This is a genomic window from uncultured Phascolarctobacterium sp. (assembly GCF_937920985.1).
GTDB lineage: Bacteria > Bacillota > Negativicutes > Acidaminococcales > Acidaminococcaceae > Phascolarctobacterium_A.
The window spans coordinates 25,795-37,614 of the sequence record NZ_CALDXR010000064.1 but is presented as its reverse complement, the minus strand read 5'-3'; the positions used below and the strand labels follow the sequence as shown (position 1 = coordinate 37,614).

24 protein-coding genes are annotated in these 11,820 nt (G+C 44.6%); all 24 read right to left on the bottom strand.

Translation table 11 applies throughout. The annotated features are described in order from the left end of the window. Positions 1-94 precede the first annotated feature (94 nt). Positions 95-487: a YegP family protein gene (locus Q0612_RS11710; RefSeq protein WP_298884873.1), complete on the bottom strand. Its 393-nt coding sequence runs from the start codon at positions 485-487 to the stop codon at positions 95-97. Between the two features lie 102 nt (positions 488-589). Beyond that, positions 590-1,498: a fumarylacetoacetate hydrolase family protein gene (locus Q0612_RS11705; RefSeq protein ID WP_298884871.1), complete on the bottom strand. Its 909-nt coding sequence runs from the start codon at positions 1,496-1,498 to the stop codon at positions 590-592. Between the two features lie 161 nt (positions 1,499-1,659). After that, complete coding sequence (gene rplQ, locus Q0612_RS11700; RefSeq protein WP_009145412.1) at positions 1,660-1,998, bottom strand: 50S ribosomal protein L17; 339 nt, start codon at positions 1,996-1,998, stop codon at positions 1,660-1,662. Positions 1,999-2,017: 19 nt separating this feature from the next. After that, on the bottom strand, positions 2,018-2,983 hold the full coding sequence (locus Q0612_RS11695; RefSeq protein ID WP_021719373.1) for a DNA-directed RNA polymerase subunit alpha: 966 nt from the start codon (positions 2,981-2,983) through the stop codon (positions 2,018-2,020). Positions 2,984-3,054: 71 nt separating this feature from the next. Then, positions 3,055-3,648, bottom strand: coding sequence for a 30S ribosomal protein S4 (rpsD, locus tag Q0612_RS11690; RefSeq protein WP_009145410.1), 594 nt, complete (start codon positions 3,646-3,648; stop codon positions 3,055-3,057). Positions 3,649-3,664: 16 nt separating this feature from the next. Next, on the bottom strand, positions 3,665-4,057 hold the full coding sequence (gene rpsK / locus Q0612_RS11685) for a 30S ribosomal protein S11 (RefSeq protein ID WP_009145409.1): 393 nt from the start codon (positions 4,055-4,057) through the stop codon (positions 3,665-3,667). Positions 4,058-4,079: 22 nt separating this feature from the next. Beyond that, positions 4,080-4,448 (bottom strand): 30S ribosomal protein S13, encoded by a 369-nt coding sequence (rpsM, locus tag Q0612_RS11680; RefSeq protein ID WP_009145408.1) that lies wholly within the window; start codon positions 4,446-4,448, stop codon positions 4,080-4,082. Between the two features lie 17 nt (positions 4,449-4,465). Then, on the bottom strand, positions 4,466-4,579 hold the full coding sequence (rpmJ, locus tag Q0612_RS11675; RefSeq protein ID WP_004092858.1) for a 50S ribosomal protein L36: 114 nt from the start codon (positions 4,577-4,579) through the stop codon (positions 4,466-4,468). A gap of 28 nt (positions 4,580-4,607) precedes the next feature. Then, positions 4,608-4,826, bottom strand: coding sequence for a translation initiation factor IF-1 (infA, locus tag Q0612_RS11670; RefSeq protein ID WP_009145407.1), 219 nt, complete (start codon positions 4,824-4,826; stop codon positions 4,608-4,610). Between the two features lie 12 nt (positions 4,827-4,838). Next, on the bottom strand, positions 4,839-5,489 hold the full coding sequence (locus tag Q0612_RS11665; protein ID WP_298884866.1) for an adenylate kinase: 651 nt from the start codon (positions 5,487-5,489) through the stop codon (positions 4,839-4,841). Positions 5,490-5,501: 12 nt separating this feature from the next. Then, positions 5,502-6,758: a preprotein translocase subunit SecY gene (gene secY / locus Q0612_RS11660; RefSeq protein WP_298884865.1), complete on the bottom strand. Its 1,257-nt coding sequence runs from the start codon at positions 6,756-6,758 to the stop codon at positions 5,502-5,504. 1 nt (position 6,759) lies between these two features. Continuing rightward, positions 6,760-7,200, bottom strand: a complete 441-nt coding sequence (gene rplO / locus Q0612_RS11655; RefSeq protein WP_009145404.1) for a 50S ribosomal protein L15 — start codon at positions 7,198-7,200, stop codon at positions 6,760-6,762. 20 nt (positions 7,201-7,220) lie between these two features. Continuing rightward, complete coding sequence (rpmD, locus tag Q0612_RS11650) at positions 7,221-7,400, bottom strand: 50S ribosomal protein L30 (protein ID WP_021719369.1); 180 nt, start codon at positions 7,398-7,400, stop codon at positions 7,221-7,223. Positions 7,401-7,413: 13 nt separating this feature from the next. Beyond that, complete coding sequence (gene rpsE, locus Q0612_RS11645; protein WP_009145402.1) at positions 7,414-7,914, bottom strand: 30S ribosomal protein S5; 501 nt, start codon at positions 7,912-7,914, stop codon at positions 7,414-7,416. Positions 7,915-7,931: 17 nt separating this feature from the next. Beyond that, entirely contained in the window at positions 7,932-8,294 is a 363-nt protein-coding gene (gene rplR, locus Q0612_RS11640; protein ID WP_021719367.1) for a 50S ribosomal protein L18, read from the bottom strand. Between the two features lie 25 nt (positions 8,295-8,319). Next, entirely contained in the window at positions 8,320-8,868 is a 549-nt protein-coding gene (gene rplF / locus Q0612_RS11635) for a 50S ribosomal protein L6 (protein WP_210684865.1), read from the bottom strand. A 27-nt stretch (positions 8,869-8,895) separates the two neighbouring features. Beyond that, complete coding sequence (rpsH, locus tag Q0612_RS11630) at positions 8,896-9,294, bottom strand: 30S ribosomal protein S8 (RefSeq protein WP_009145399.1); 399 nt, start codon at positions 9,292-9,294, stop codon at positions 8,896-8,898. Positions 9,295-9,325: 31 nt separating this feature from the next. Further along, the gene (locus Q0612_RS11625) at positions 9,326-9,511 is read right to left on the bottom strand and encodes a type Z 30S ribosomal protein S14 (protein ID WP_009145398.1); all 186 of its coding nucleotides are present in this window, start codon (positions 9,509-9,511) and stop codon (positions 9,326-9,328) included. Between the two features lie 16 nt (positions 9,512-9,527). Continuing rightward, positions 9,528-10,073 (bottom strand): 50S ribosomal protein L5, encoded by a 546-nt coding sequence (gene rplE / locus Q0612_RS11620; RefSeq protein ID WP_009145397.1) that lies wholly within the window; start codon positions 10,071-10,073, stop codon positions 9,528-9,530. Between the two features lie 27 nt (positions 10,074-10,100). After that, the gene (gene rplX, locus Q0612_RS11615; RefSeq protein ID WP_009145396.1) at positions 10,101-10,430 is read right to left on the bottom strand and encodes a 50S ribosomal protein L24; all 330 of its coding nucleotides are present in this window, start codon (positions 10,428-10,430) and stop codon (positions 10,101-10,103) included. Between the two features lie 37 nt (positions 10,431-10,467). Then, the gene (gene rplN, locus Q0612_RS11610) at positions 10,468-10,836 is read right to left on the bottom strand and encodes a 50S ribosomal protein L14 (protein WP_009145395.1); all 369 of its coding nucleotides are present in this window, start codon (positions 10,834-10,836) and stop codon (positions 10,468-10,470) included. 38 nt (positions 10,837-10,874) lie between these two features. Beyond that, positions 10,875-11,135, bottom strand: coding sequence for a 30S ribosomal protein S17 (rpsQ, locus tag Q0612_RS11605; protein WP_021719365.1), 261 nt, complete (start codon positions 11,133-11,135; stop codon positions 10,875-10,877). A gap of 32 nt (positions 11,136-11,167) precedes the next feature. After that, positions 11,168-11,362, bottom strand: a complete 195-nt coding sequence (rpmC, locus tag Q0612_RS11600; RefSeq protein ID WP_009145393.1) for a 50S ribosomal protein L29 — start codon at positions 11,360-11,362, stop codon at positions 11,168-11,170. Beyond that, on the bottom strand, positions 11,362-11,814 hold the full coding sequence (gene rplP, locus Q0612_RS11595; protein ID WP_021719364.1) for a 50S ribosomal protein L16: 453 nt from the start codon (positions 11,812-11,814) through the stop codon (positions 11,362-11,364). Before rplP ends, rpmC begins: the two co-directional genes overlap by 1 nt. Between the last annotated feature and the right edge of the window lie 6 nt (positions 11,815-11,820).

Here is an 11,820-nt window from a genome sequence, read left to right as displayed (position 1 = left end):
GCGTAGTGGACTTTCACCACCTAGTTATCGCCCATGCTGGGCGCACCAAAAAAAGTACCACTGCGCTAACACGTAGTGGTCCTTTTGATTAATATTATTCAGCTTTTTCTTCTTTAGGTGCTTCAACAATTATTTTGGCATCAACAACATTTTTCCTAATGGACTCAATGCCGCGTTTGCATCCTGCCATTGCCTTATAGCCTTCACCAGTAGCAATAATCTGTCCGTTGGTTGCTTTCAGACGGAAGCGGAATTCGCCTGCCTTATCCTTATAAACCTCAAATTTTGGATGCTTACAGGGGGTAAAGCCTTCTACCGTCTGATCCTCAATCGGAGCGATTGGAGCATTATTGATAACGCTGGCAATACCTTTACGGCAATACTTTTCGTCCTTATAAACTTGGGAGCTGGCAATAACTTCACCATTTGCAGCCTTCAGATTAAACTTAATGCCATTCTTTGCCTGAGAAATTACGAATTTACCCATTTTGTAGCCTCCTTTAAATTTATTCTGGTCTCTAAGTTTATTTTATGCCATCAGTCCTAAAAAGACAAGTATTTTTATTGTAAACATATGAGTTTGCAGCTTTTAATCAACCATATTTTCTAATGAGCCAATTTTTTCGATGGAGCAGACGATTTTATCGCCATGCTGCAAGAATGTCGGCGGCTTCATACCCATACCGACACCTGCCGGAGTACCGGTAGCTATAATTGTTCCTACAGCCAGTGTCATCCCCTCTGACAGCTCTGCAATTGCCCCACAGACAGTCTGAATCATATAACGGGTATTACTGCTCTGGCGCAGCTCTCCGTTAACCGTACAGCTGATATCAAGGGCCTGCTCATCACCGATTTCATCTGCGGTAACAATACACGGTCCCATGAGAGTAAATCCGTCAAGGCTTTTTCCCAAATACCATTGCTTATGACGCGTCTGCAGATTACGTGCACTGATATCATTAATAATTGTATAACCAAAAATATAATCTCTGGCGTTTTCTTTGCTTACACCTTTAGCATCTTTAGCTAAAATTACTCCCAGCTCTGCTTCATAGTCAAGGCTGTCTACTAAGCCTTCATAACGAGGAATACTTTCACCGCTTGCTGTAGCTCTGTTTACCCGCTTGGAAAAATAAATTGTGTAGGGACGTTCACCGCCGAAGGCTTCGCTGGAAAAGCGTCCTGCTTCCTGAGCATGTGCATCATAGTTAATGCCAAGGCAGACTACATCCTGAAGCGGATGAACAATAGGCGCCAAAAGCTTCACTTCTGCCAGGTTTACAGCCGCTCCCTGCAGCACATCCTCATTTTCTGCCAAACGCTCCAGCTTTTCCTTTACTGCCGGTGTATAGCGGCAAATAAGTTCATTCATATCATCAGTTGCCAGCTCGGGAACCAGTCTTGCCAATAAGCTCAATCTATATAGCGCAGCCTCTTGCTGAAAGCCGACAAGTATTTCCTGTTTTCCATTAATCTCCACTGTATAAAAACGCATTATCTTTTCCTCCTCATATTATGGTATATATCTGGCTAATACTATGAATATCCTTCAGCATGCTTGCTGATTAGTGGATTTTACATACCACTATTATACACAGACTTTTTTCAGAACGCAAAAAAAGCAGGAACCTAAGTTCCTGCTTTTCCAGCTCTAAATTAGATAAGTTCGATGATAGCCATTTCAGCTGCATCGCCACGGCGAGGACCTACTCTGTAAATACGAGTAAAGCCGCCTTGTCTGCCTTCATATTTCGGAGCAATTTCTTCAAACAGTTTTTTGGTAATGGTTTCGTCAACCAGAACTGCCATAACCTGACGACGAGCATGCAGGTCATTGCGTTTTGCCAAAGTAATCAGTTGAGCGGAATGCTTAGCAACTTCTTTAGCTTTGGTAACGGTGGTTTCGATCTTACCATATTTGAAGAAGGAAGTTAAAATGCTGCGAAACAGAGCCTTACGGTTGCTGGAGTTACGACCCAGTTTTCTGTATGCCATGTACTTCTGACCCCCTTAGTTATTCTTCATCGTTTTTGCGAAAATGCAAGCCCATATCCTCAAGTTTCTTTTTGATCTCTTCAAGAGACTTGCTGCCTAAGTTACGGACTTTAATCATATCAGCTTCGGTTTTCTGGATTAATTCTTCGACAGTATTGATTCCTGCACGTCTCAGGCAGTTATTGCTGCGAACGGACAAATCCAAATCGTCGATAGACATTGTGTTTTGACCTTCTTGCTTGCTCGGCTCCGGAGCTTCAGGCTCAGAACCGCCAGTAACAGTGATTACAGAACCTTTGCCATCACTGGTCTGGAAGAGCTTGAGATAGTCAATCAGGATGGTGGAAGCCATGTCAACAGCTTCATCAGGCTTCATGCTGCCATCAGTCCAAACTTCCAAAGTAAGCTTGTCATAGTTGGTAACATTACCTACGCGGGTATCGTTAACAGCAAATTTCACTCTGGTAATAGGAGAGTAAATGGAGTCTACCGGAATTACGCCGATAGGCTGATCAGGCTGTTTATTTTTGTCCGCGGGTACATAGCCACGACCTTTATCAATATGGATTTCCATATTGAAAACTGCGTCTTTATCCAAAGTCGCAATGTGCAGTTCAGGGTTTAAAATTTCAACATCGCTATCAGCAATGATGTTAGCTGCAGTAACTTCCTGTTCACCAGAACATTCGATACGCAGAATTTTTTCCCCTTCACCTTCCATTTTAAGGCATAATGCCTTGATGTTCAGGATGATATCAGCAACATCTTCGCGAACACCTGGAATAGTAGCAAACTCATGCAGAACACCGTCAATCTTGACATATGTTACTGCTGCACCCGGCAGGGAGGACAGCAGAACACGACGCAGGCTGTTGCCTAGTGTAATGCCGTAGCCTCTCTCGAGCGGCTCCCAAACGAATTTGCCATAACGACCATCTTCGCTGACATCAGATGTAACCATCTTAGGTTTTTCAATTTCAATCATTCGGAAAGCCTCCTTCTATCGCGTATTACCACAATACGTCTCATAAGTGGGTGGCACAAGATATTCACTAATTATTTGGAGTACAACTCTACGATGAAGTGCTCTTCAATAGGAACATCAATTTCCTCACGAGTCGGGAAACGGTCTACCTTACCGCTAACGTTAGCAGCGTCCAGTACCAGCCAAGCCGGAACTGCTTTGGTAGCCAGAGTTTCGTCCATGCCTTTGAAGTATTCTTTAGCACGGCTGTTTTCCATAACGGTTACAACATCGCCAACTCTTACCAATGCGGAAGGAATGTCCAGACGTTTGCCGTTAACAGCAATGTGGCCATGTCTTACGATTTGGCGAGCCTGACGGCGGGTGTTAGCCAAGCCGAGGCGGAAAACTACGTTGTCGATTCTTCTTTCGAGGAGGATCAGCAGGTTTTCACCGGTGATGCCTTCCATCTTTTTAGCTTTATCATAGTAGCCACGGAATTGTTTTTCCAGTACGCCATAGATAAATTTAGCTTTTTGTTTTTCAGTTAACTGAATGCCATATTCGCTCTTTTTTCTGTTTTGGCGGCGAACTTGGCGTTTAGATTCCTTGCTAATGCCCATGAATGCGGGAGCTAAGCCCAAAGATCTGCATCTTTTCAGGACAGGAGTTCTATCAATTGCCATCTATTTACACCCCCAATTATACTCTTCTACGTTTCGGCGGACGGCAGCCGTTATGCGGAATCGGAGTAACGTCTTTAATAGAGTTAACTTCCAGACCTGCAGCCTGAAGTGCACGAATTGCTGCTTCACGGCCAGCGCCAGGACCTTTTACATATACTTCTACTTGTTTCAAGCCATGCTCCATAGCAGCTTTGGTTGCTTCTTCAGCAGCCATTTGTGCAGCAAACGGAGTGCTCTTACGGCTGCCACGGAAACCGAGGCCGCCTGCGGAGGCCCAGCTCAGAACATTACCTTCGGTATCAGCGATGGTAACGATAGTATTATTGAAGGTGGAGCGGATATGTGCTACACCGTTGATTACGTTTTTGCTAACTTTTTTCTTGTTGCGAACAACTTTCTTGCCAGCCACTGGTTTATCCCTCCCTCGCTAATTATTTCTTCTTGCCTGCAATAGTACGTTTCGGACCTTTACGGGTGCGGGCATTGTTTTTAGTGTTTTGACCACGAACAGGCAGACCCATACGATGTCTTCTGCCACGATAGCTGCCAATTTCAATCAGACGTTTAATGTTCAGGGATTCCTCACGGCGGAGGTCACCTTCAACTTTATAGTCCTGATCCAGAGTTTCACGGATCTTAGCAACTTCTTCTTCAGTCAGGTCGCGAACGCGAGTGTCCGGGTTAATACCGGTTTTAGCTAAAATTTCACGAGAGAGAGTCAGGCCGATGCCATAGATGTACGGCAGAGCATACTCAATACGTTTATCTCTCGGTAAATCGACACCAGAAATACGTGCCATTAATGTGCACCTCCTTCTTATCCTTGTTTTTGTTTATGTTTCGGGTTTTCGCAAATTACCATTACATGGCCTTTACGTTTAATGACTTTGCATTTTTCACATATTGGCTTAACAGACGGTCTTACTTTCATAATTTAAACCTCCTCTTTGCCTGTTGGATTATTTATACCGATAAGTAATTCTTCCACGATTGAGGTCGTACGGAGTAAGCTCCACGGTAACCTTATCACCAGGCAATATCTTGATGAAGTTCATACGAATCTTACCGGATATATGTGCTAAAATTGTATGGCCGTTAACCAGTTGAACTTGGAACATAGCATTGGGAAGTGCTTCTAAGATTGTACCTTCAACCTCAATAACATCCTGTTTGGACACTGCAGTACCTCCTTATTTGCTACATCCGAGACTAGCTTTAACGTCGGCATATACTTTATCAATAGGCTGCAAGCCATCGATTTCTTTGTACAGGCCTTGTTTTTTGTAGTACTCGATTAACGGTTCTGTTTGTTCATGATATGCATGCAGACGATTTACAACGGTTTCTTCTTTATCGTCGTTACGTTGATAAAGGTTACCGCCACATTTGTCGCAGACATTTTCTACCTTGCTGGGGTTAAAGCTTACATGATAGGTAGCACCGCAAGCCTTGCAGATACGGCGGCCAACTACACGCGCAACCAGCTCGGAGTCAGGAACAGAGATATTAACAACACCGGTCAATTTAATGCCCAGGTCTTTGAGGATTCCGTCGAGAGCAACTGCTTGCTCCTCAGTTCTCGGGAAGCCATCTAAGATGAAACCATTTGCACATTCGGGTTTGGACAAGCCTTCACGAACAATGCCGATGGTTACGACGTCGGGGACAAGTCCGCCAGCGTCCATGTATTTTTTTGCCTCTTTACCAAGTTCGGTGCCTGCGCTTACTGCTGCACGGAACATGTCTCCTGTGGAGATATGAGGGATTTTAAATTCATCAATGAGTTTTTCTGCTTGAGTGCCTTTACCAGCACCCGGAGGTCCCATTAAAAGAATGTACATTCTGAACTCCTCCTATTTCATAAAGCCATGATAATGACGCATCAGAACCATGGACTCTATTTGCTTCATAGTTTGTAATGCAACACCAACAACGATCAACAAAGCGGTACCGCCGAAGTACACACCTTCAATGCGTGTTACCCATCCGATAACATGAGGCATCAGCGCAATTAATGAGAGGAAAATCGCACCGGCCAAAGTTATTCTGGACATTACCTTGTCAAGATATTCTGTAGTAGGATTACCGGGTCTTAAACCGGGAATAAAGCCACCATTCTTTTTGATATTATCGGAAAGATCTCCGATGTTCAGGCTTACTGCTGTATAGAAGTAAGTGAAGAACAAAATCATCAGAACATATAATGTGGTCTGCAGCGGGCTGCCCCACTGAAAGAGCTTACCCATTGCTTTAACCCAGGGAACATCAACGAACTGAGCAATTGTTACAGGGAACATCAACACCGAAGAAGCGAAGATGATCGGAATAACGCCTGCCTGATTGACCTTCAGAGGGATATAGCTTGTATGACCGCCATAAGCCTTTTTGCCTACTACACGCTTAGCATACTGAACGGGGATTTTGCGAATACCCTCAGAAATGATAATTACGAAAACTACCATCGCCAGGGCTATAGCCGCGAACAAAATAACGTTCAATAAGCTTACCGTGCCAGCCTGCAGATATTGGAAAATTACTTTAAGTCCATCCGGAAGTCTGGATACGATACCGGCAAAGATTATCAGGGAAATACCATTGCCGACACCGCGAGCTGTAATCTGCTCGCCTATCCACATAAGGAAAACGGTTCCTGCAGTAAGTGTGAGAGCAATAAGCAGGATTGAGAAAATCCCGGGGTTATTAATCGCCATCTTCAGGCCGTAGGCCATACCGCAGGCTTGGATAAACGCCAAAGCCACCGTCAGCATACGTGTAAGCTTTGTCGTTTTCTTGAAGCCTTCCTCACCTTCCTTGGACCATTGTTCCAAGGTCGGTACAACTACCTTCAATAACTGTAAAATAATTGAAGCATTGATATATGGGGTAATACTCATAGCAAAAATGGAGAATTTGCTCAAGGCGCCGCCACTGAACATATCAAGCAGTCCGAAGAGATTGCCGCTACGGAAAAGCTGTTCAATGACAGAAGCGTTTACGCCAGGAACAGGTATATGTGTTCCAGCCCTGAATACGATGAACATGGCGAGAGTAAATATAACTTTTTGCCTGAGTTCTGTTATTCTAAATATGTTTGCAAGGGCTGCTAACACTTTAGATCACCTCAATCTTACCGCCAGCTGCAACGATTTTTTCTTCAGCGGACTTGCTGAAGCCCATAGCTTGTACAGTAAGCTTTTTGGTTAATTCGCCATTGCCAAGAATACGGATGCCGTCACGAATGTTCTTAACAACACCTTCTTCAATGAGCATTACAGGTTCAACAACGGTGCCGTCTTCAAAACGATTGAGTACGGAAACGTTGATTTCAACATAATCTTTACCAAATTTATTGTAGAAACCGCGTTTCGGAAGACGCAGGTACAGAGGTCTTTGACCACCTTCAAATCCAGGGCGCTTAACACCGCCGGAACGGGATTTCTGACCTTTCTGGCCTTTGCCGGAAGTCTTGCCTAAGCCACTGCCCAGGCCGCGACCTACGCGAACTGCTACACGTTTAGATCCCGGAGCGGGAGACAATTCATGTAAATTCATCTTCAGTACACCTCCTTGTCTTACGCTTCTTCAACCTTCACGAGATGTTCAACCTTGTGAACCATGCCGCGAATAGTCGGAGTATCTTCTTTAACAACGCTAGTATTGATTTTACCTAAGCCCAGAGCTTTAACGGTTGCACGCTGATCTTTGGGGTAACCGATCAGGCTGCGGGTCAGGGTGATTTTAATTTGTGCCATGACAAAGTCCTCCTTAGCCCAACAATTCTTCTACGGTTTTACCACGCAGAGCTGCAACAGCTTCAGCACTCTTCAAGGATTTCAGACCTTCAATGGTTGCACGAACCATGTTGTTCGGGTTGGAAGAGCCTTGAGATTTAGTAAGAATATCACGAACGCCAGCCAGTTCCAGTACGGCACGTACAGGGCCGCCAGCGATAACGCCGGTACCTTCTGCAGCCGGTTTCAGGAATACGCGGCCTGCGCCGAATACACCGATGTTTTCATGAGGAATGGTAGTACCAACCAGCGGTACAGTAACCAGGTTTTTCTTAGCGTCTTCAACGCCTTTGCGAATAGCTTCAGGAACCTCTGCAGCTTTACCCAGGCCCATGCCTACATGACCATTTTCATCACCTACAACAACAAGTGCAGCGAAGGAGAAACGACGTCCGCCTTTAACAACCTTAGCAACACGGTTGATGAAAACGACTTTTTCTTGTAATTCGTTTTCTTTATTTTCGAAGTTCGCCACTTTATTTCCTCCTTCTCTTAGAATACCAGGCCAGCTTCGCGAGCAGCTTCAGCCAGGGCAGCTACACGGCCGTGGTACAGATAGCCACCACGATCGAATACAACTTCTTTTACACCCTTAGCCAGCGCTTTTTCAGCGATTGCTTTGCCTACAGCTTTAGCAGCCTCAATGTTGCCGCCGTAGTTTTCTTTCAGATCTTTTTCAACGGTGCTGGCAGCAGCGATAGTTTCGCCGGTCTCATCGTTAATAACCTGTGCATAAATGTTGGACAGGGAACGGTATACGTTCAGACGAGGTTTTTCAGCAGTACCGATAATATATCTACGAGAACGGAGATGACGTTTTTGACGTTTCTCGTTTTTATCAACTCTGTTAAGCAAGAGTTTCACTCCCTTCTTTTAGAAATTATTTCTTGCCTTTAGCGCCGGCTTTACCAATCTTACGACGAACATGTTCGCCTTCGTAACGGATACCTTTACCTTTGTAAGGTTCAGGCGGACGCAAAGTACGGATATCTGCAGCAACTGCACCTACAACTTCTTTATCAGCACCGCTAACAACGATCTTGTTCGGAGCGGGAACTTCAAAAGTAATACCTGCAGGCGGCTCTTTTACAACCGGGTGAGAGAAACCCAGAGTGAAGTTAATGTTTTGGCCTTGCTTAGCAGCACGGTAACCAACACCATTAATTTCCAGAGTTTTGCTGAAGCCTTGGGTTACACCGATGATCATGTTGTTGATCAGGGTACGGGACAGACCATGCAGAGAACGGCTTTCTTTTTCATCGTCCGGACGTTCAACGGTGATTACACCATTGTCCATGGTCAGCTTCATGTTTTTATTGATTTGGCGAGCTAATTCGCCTTTAGGACCTTTAACGGTCACGTGATTATCTTCAATAGTAACTGTTACACCAGCGGGAACAGTAATTGGCATCTTACCAATTCTAGACACGTACGAGCACCTCCTATCTTTTTAGTATTACCATACGTATGCAAGAACTTCGCCGCCCAAGCCTGCTTTACGAGCAGCTTTGTCGGTCATCAAGCCTTGGGAAGTAGAAATTAATGCAATACCCAGACCTCCGAGGACTCTAGGCAGTTGGTCTTTTTGAGAATAAACTCTCAGACCAGGTTTGGAAATACGTTTAATACCGGAGATTACCTTCTCCTTATTAGCACCGTATTTCAGGCTGACGCGGATAACATTTTGTTTACTGTCAGCAATAACTTCGAAATCTTTAATGAAACCTTCGGCTTTCAGGATTTCAGCAATAGCCAGCTTAATCTTGCTGCCGGGGATTTCAACTTTATCATGATGAACTGAATTTGCGTTACGAATACGGGTAAGCATATCAGCAATCGGGTCAGTCATTACCATACTTAAATACCCTCCTTCCTTGTTGTCTGTCTTACCAGCTTGCTTTGGTTACGCCCGGAATAGCTCCTTTATAAGCATATTCACGGAAGCAGATACGGCAGAGGCCAAATTTACGCATATAGCCATGAGGTCTGCCGCAAACTTTGCAGCGGTTATAATGACGAACTTCGAATTTCGGTTCGCCTTTCCATTTTTCGATCAGGGCTTTTTTAGCCAATGTGTTCCCTCCTCACTTATGCGCCGAACGGCATTCCGAGGAGTTTGAGCAGCTCTCTAGCTTCCTCGTCTGTCTTAGCGGTAGTCACAATGATGATATCCATGCCACGAACTTTATCGATCTTATCATATTCGATTTCCGGGAAAATCAATTGTTCTTTCAGACCCAGTGCGTAGTTGCCACGGCCGTCAAATGCGGAAGCATTTACGCCACGGAAGTCACGTACGCGCGGAAGAGCGAGATTCATCAGTTTATCAAGGAAATAGTACATACGGTCGCCACGCAGGGTTACTTTAGCACCCAGAGGCATGCCTTGACGTACTTTGAAAGCTGCGATGGATTTCTTAGCTTTGGTGATAACAGGTTTTTGACCTGCGATCTGAGTCATATCAGCAACTGCGCTTTCCAGAGCTTTGCTGTTGCCTACAGCCTCGCCAACACCCATGTTGATTACAACTTTCTCAATTTTAGGGATTTCCATTACGTTTTTATATTGGAATTTGTCATGCATAGCCTTAGCTACTTCAGACAAATATTTTTCTTGCAATCTGGTCTTTGCCATTCAGTTATTTCCTCCTTTCCCGGAAAATTATTTATCGATTACTTCACCGCATTTTTTGCAGGTTCTTACGAAAGCACCGGCAACTTCGGTCTTTTTAATACGGGTAGCTTGTTTGCAAACCGGGCATACCAGCATTACTTTGGAAGAAGCGAGCGGAGCTTCTTTAGTAATGATGCCGCCTTGAGGATTTGCCTGAGACGGTTTGGTATGACGTTTTACTTTATTCACGCCTTCAACAACCACTTTGGCTTTCTTAGGCAGAGCTTCAACGATCTTACCTTGCTTGCCTTTATCCTTGCCGGACAGTACAAGAACGGTATCGCCTTTTTTAACATGCAGCTTTACAGCATTTGCCATGTCAAGAACACCTCCTTACAGTGCGTTATCTAATTTCTTACAGCACTTCCGGTGCCAGAGAAATGATTTTCATGAAGTCTTTTTCGCGAAGTTCGCGGGCAACAGGCCCAAAAATACGAGTGCCGCGCGGGCTCTTGTCGTCTTTGATTACAACTGCTGCGTTCTCATCAAAACGGATGTAGGAACCGTCTGCACGGCGAACACCTTTAACGGAACGAACAACAACTGCTTTAACTACGTCGCCTTTTTTTACAACGCCACCGGGTGATGCATCTTTAACAGCACATACGATAACGTCACCGATATTAGCATATTTGCGGTAAGAACCGCCTAATACACGGATACACATAACCTTCTTAGCGCCAGTGTTGTCACCAACATTAAGGATAGTTTGTTGTTGTATCATGGATTTCCCTCCCTTGCCGGACTAACTCTTCGGCAAAATTATTTAGCACGCTCTAAGATTTCAATAACGCGCCAGCATTTATCTTTAGACAGCGGACGAGTTTGCATAATTTCAACTACGTCGCCAACATGTGCTTCGTTATTTTCATCATGAGCTTTAAATTTAATAGTATGTTGTACGCCTTTTTTGTACAGCGGATGCTGAACGAAACGTTCTACTGCAACTACGACAGTTTTCTGCATTTTATCGCTGACAACTTTACCAATACGGGTAACACGTGCGTTTCTTTCTTCGGTCACGACTGTTTCCTCCTTGTTATACTTCAAAACAGTTAAGCCTTGAGCTCACGTTCACGCTGGATTGTTTTGATACGGGCAATGGATTTCTTAACGTCACGAATTTTCATCGGATTTTCACATTGACCGGTTGCCATTTGAAAACGCAGATTGAAGAGTTCCTCTTTCAAATCTGCCAACTTGGTGTCTAACTCAGCAGCAGACAATTCACGAATTTCTGTTGTTTTCATTAAGCTTCACCACCCTTTTCTTGTGCGGCAGCTTCAGCTTCCTGTTGAGCGCGAGTTACAAATTTGCATTTGATAGGCAATTTGTGGCTAGCAAGACGCATTGCTTCTTTAGCAACTTCTTCGCTAACACCGTTCATTTCGAACAGAACGCGACCAGGTTTAACTACTGCTACCCAGTACTCCGGAGAACCTTTACCAGAACCCATACGAGTTTCAGCAGGTTTTGCAGTAATCGGTTTATCCGGGAAAATTTGAATCCAAACTTGACCGCCACGTTTGATATAACGTGTCATTGCGATACGGGCTGCCTCAATCTGGCGGTTGGTAATCCAAGCGGGCTCCAATGCTACCAGACCGAAATCGCCATGAGCGATTCTATTACCGCGCATAGCACGGCCAGTCATACGACCTCTATGTTGTTTACGATGTTTAACTCTCTTCGGTAATAACATGTCTGA

Bases quoted from the DNA above. Each gene is read 5' to 3' on its own strand.
- Q0612_RS11710 (WP_298884873.1), bottom strand. From the start codon at position 487: ATGGGTAAATTCGTAATTTCTCAGGCAAAGAATGGCATTAAGTTTAAT.
- Q0612_RS11705 (WP_298884871.1), bottom strand. From the start codon at position 1,498: ATGCGTTTTTATACAGTGGAGATTAATGGAAAACAGGAAATACTTGTC.
- rplQ (WP_009145412.1), bottom strand. From the start codon at position 1,998: ATGGCATACAGAAAACTGGGTCGTAACTCCAGCAACCGTAAGGCTCTG.
- Q0612_RS11695 (WP_021719373.1), bottom strand. From the start codon at position 2,983: ATGATTGAAATTGAAAAACCTAAGATGGTTACATCTGATGTCAGCGAA.
- rpsD (WP_009145410.1), bottom strand. From the start codon at position 3,648: ATGGCAATTGATAGAACTCCTGTCCTGAAAAGATGCAGATCTTTGGGC.
- rpsM (WP_009145408.1), bottom strand. From the start codon at position 4,448: ATGGCACGTATTTCTGGTGTCGATTTACCGAGAGATAAACGTATTGAG.
- rpmJ (WP_004092858.1), bottom strand. From the start codon at position 4,579: ATGAAAGTAAGACCGTCTGTTAAGCCAATATGTGAAAAATGCAAAGTC.
- Q0612_RS11665 (WP_298884866.1), bottom strand. From the start codon at position 5,489: ATGTACATTCTTTTAATGGGACCTCCGGGTGCTGGTAAAGGCACTCAA.
- rplO (WP_009145404.1), bottom strand. From the start codon at position 7,200: ATGAATTTACATGAATTGTCTCCCGCTCCGGGATCTAAACGTGTAGCA.
- rpmD (WP_021719369.1), bottom strand. From the start codon at position 7,400: ATGGCACAAATTAAAATCACCCTGACCCGCAGCCTGATCGGTTACCCC.
- rpsH (WP_009145399.1), bottom strand. From the start codon at position 9,294: ATGGTAATGACTGACCCGATTGCTGATATGCTTACCCGTATTCGTAAC.
- rplE (WP_009145397.1), bottom strand. From the start codon at position 10,073: ATGGCAAAGACCAGATTGCAAGAAAAATATTTGTCTGAAGTAGCTAAG.
- rplX (WP_009145396.1), bottom strand. From the start codon at position 10,430: ATGGCAAATGCTGTAAAGCTGCATGTTAAAAAAGGCGATACCGTTCTT.
- rplN (WP_009145395.1), bottom strand. From the start codon at position 10,836: ATGATACAACAACAAACTATCCTTAATGTTGGTGACAACACTGGCGCT.
- rpmC (WP_009145393.1), bottom strand. From the start codon at position 11,362: ATGAAAACAACAGAAATTCGTGAATTGTCTGCTGCTGAGTTAGACACC.
- rplP (WP_021719364.1), bottom strand. From the start codon at position 11,814: ATGTTATTACCGAAGAGAGTTAAACATCGTAAACAACATAGAGGTCGT.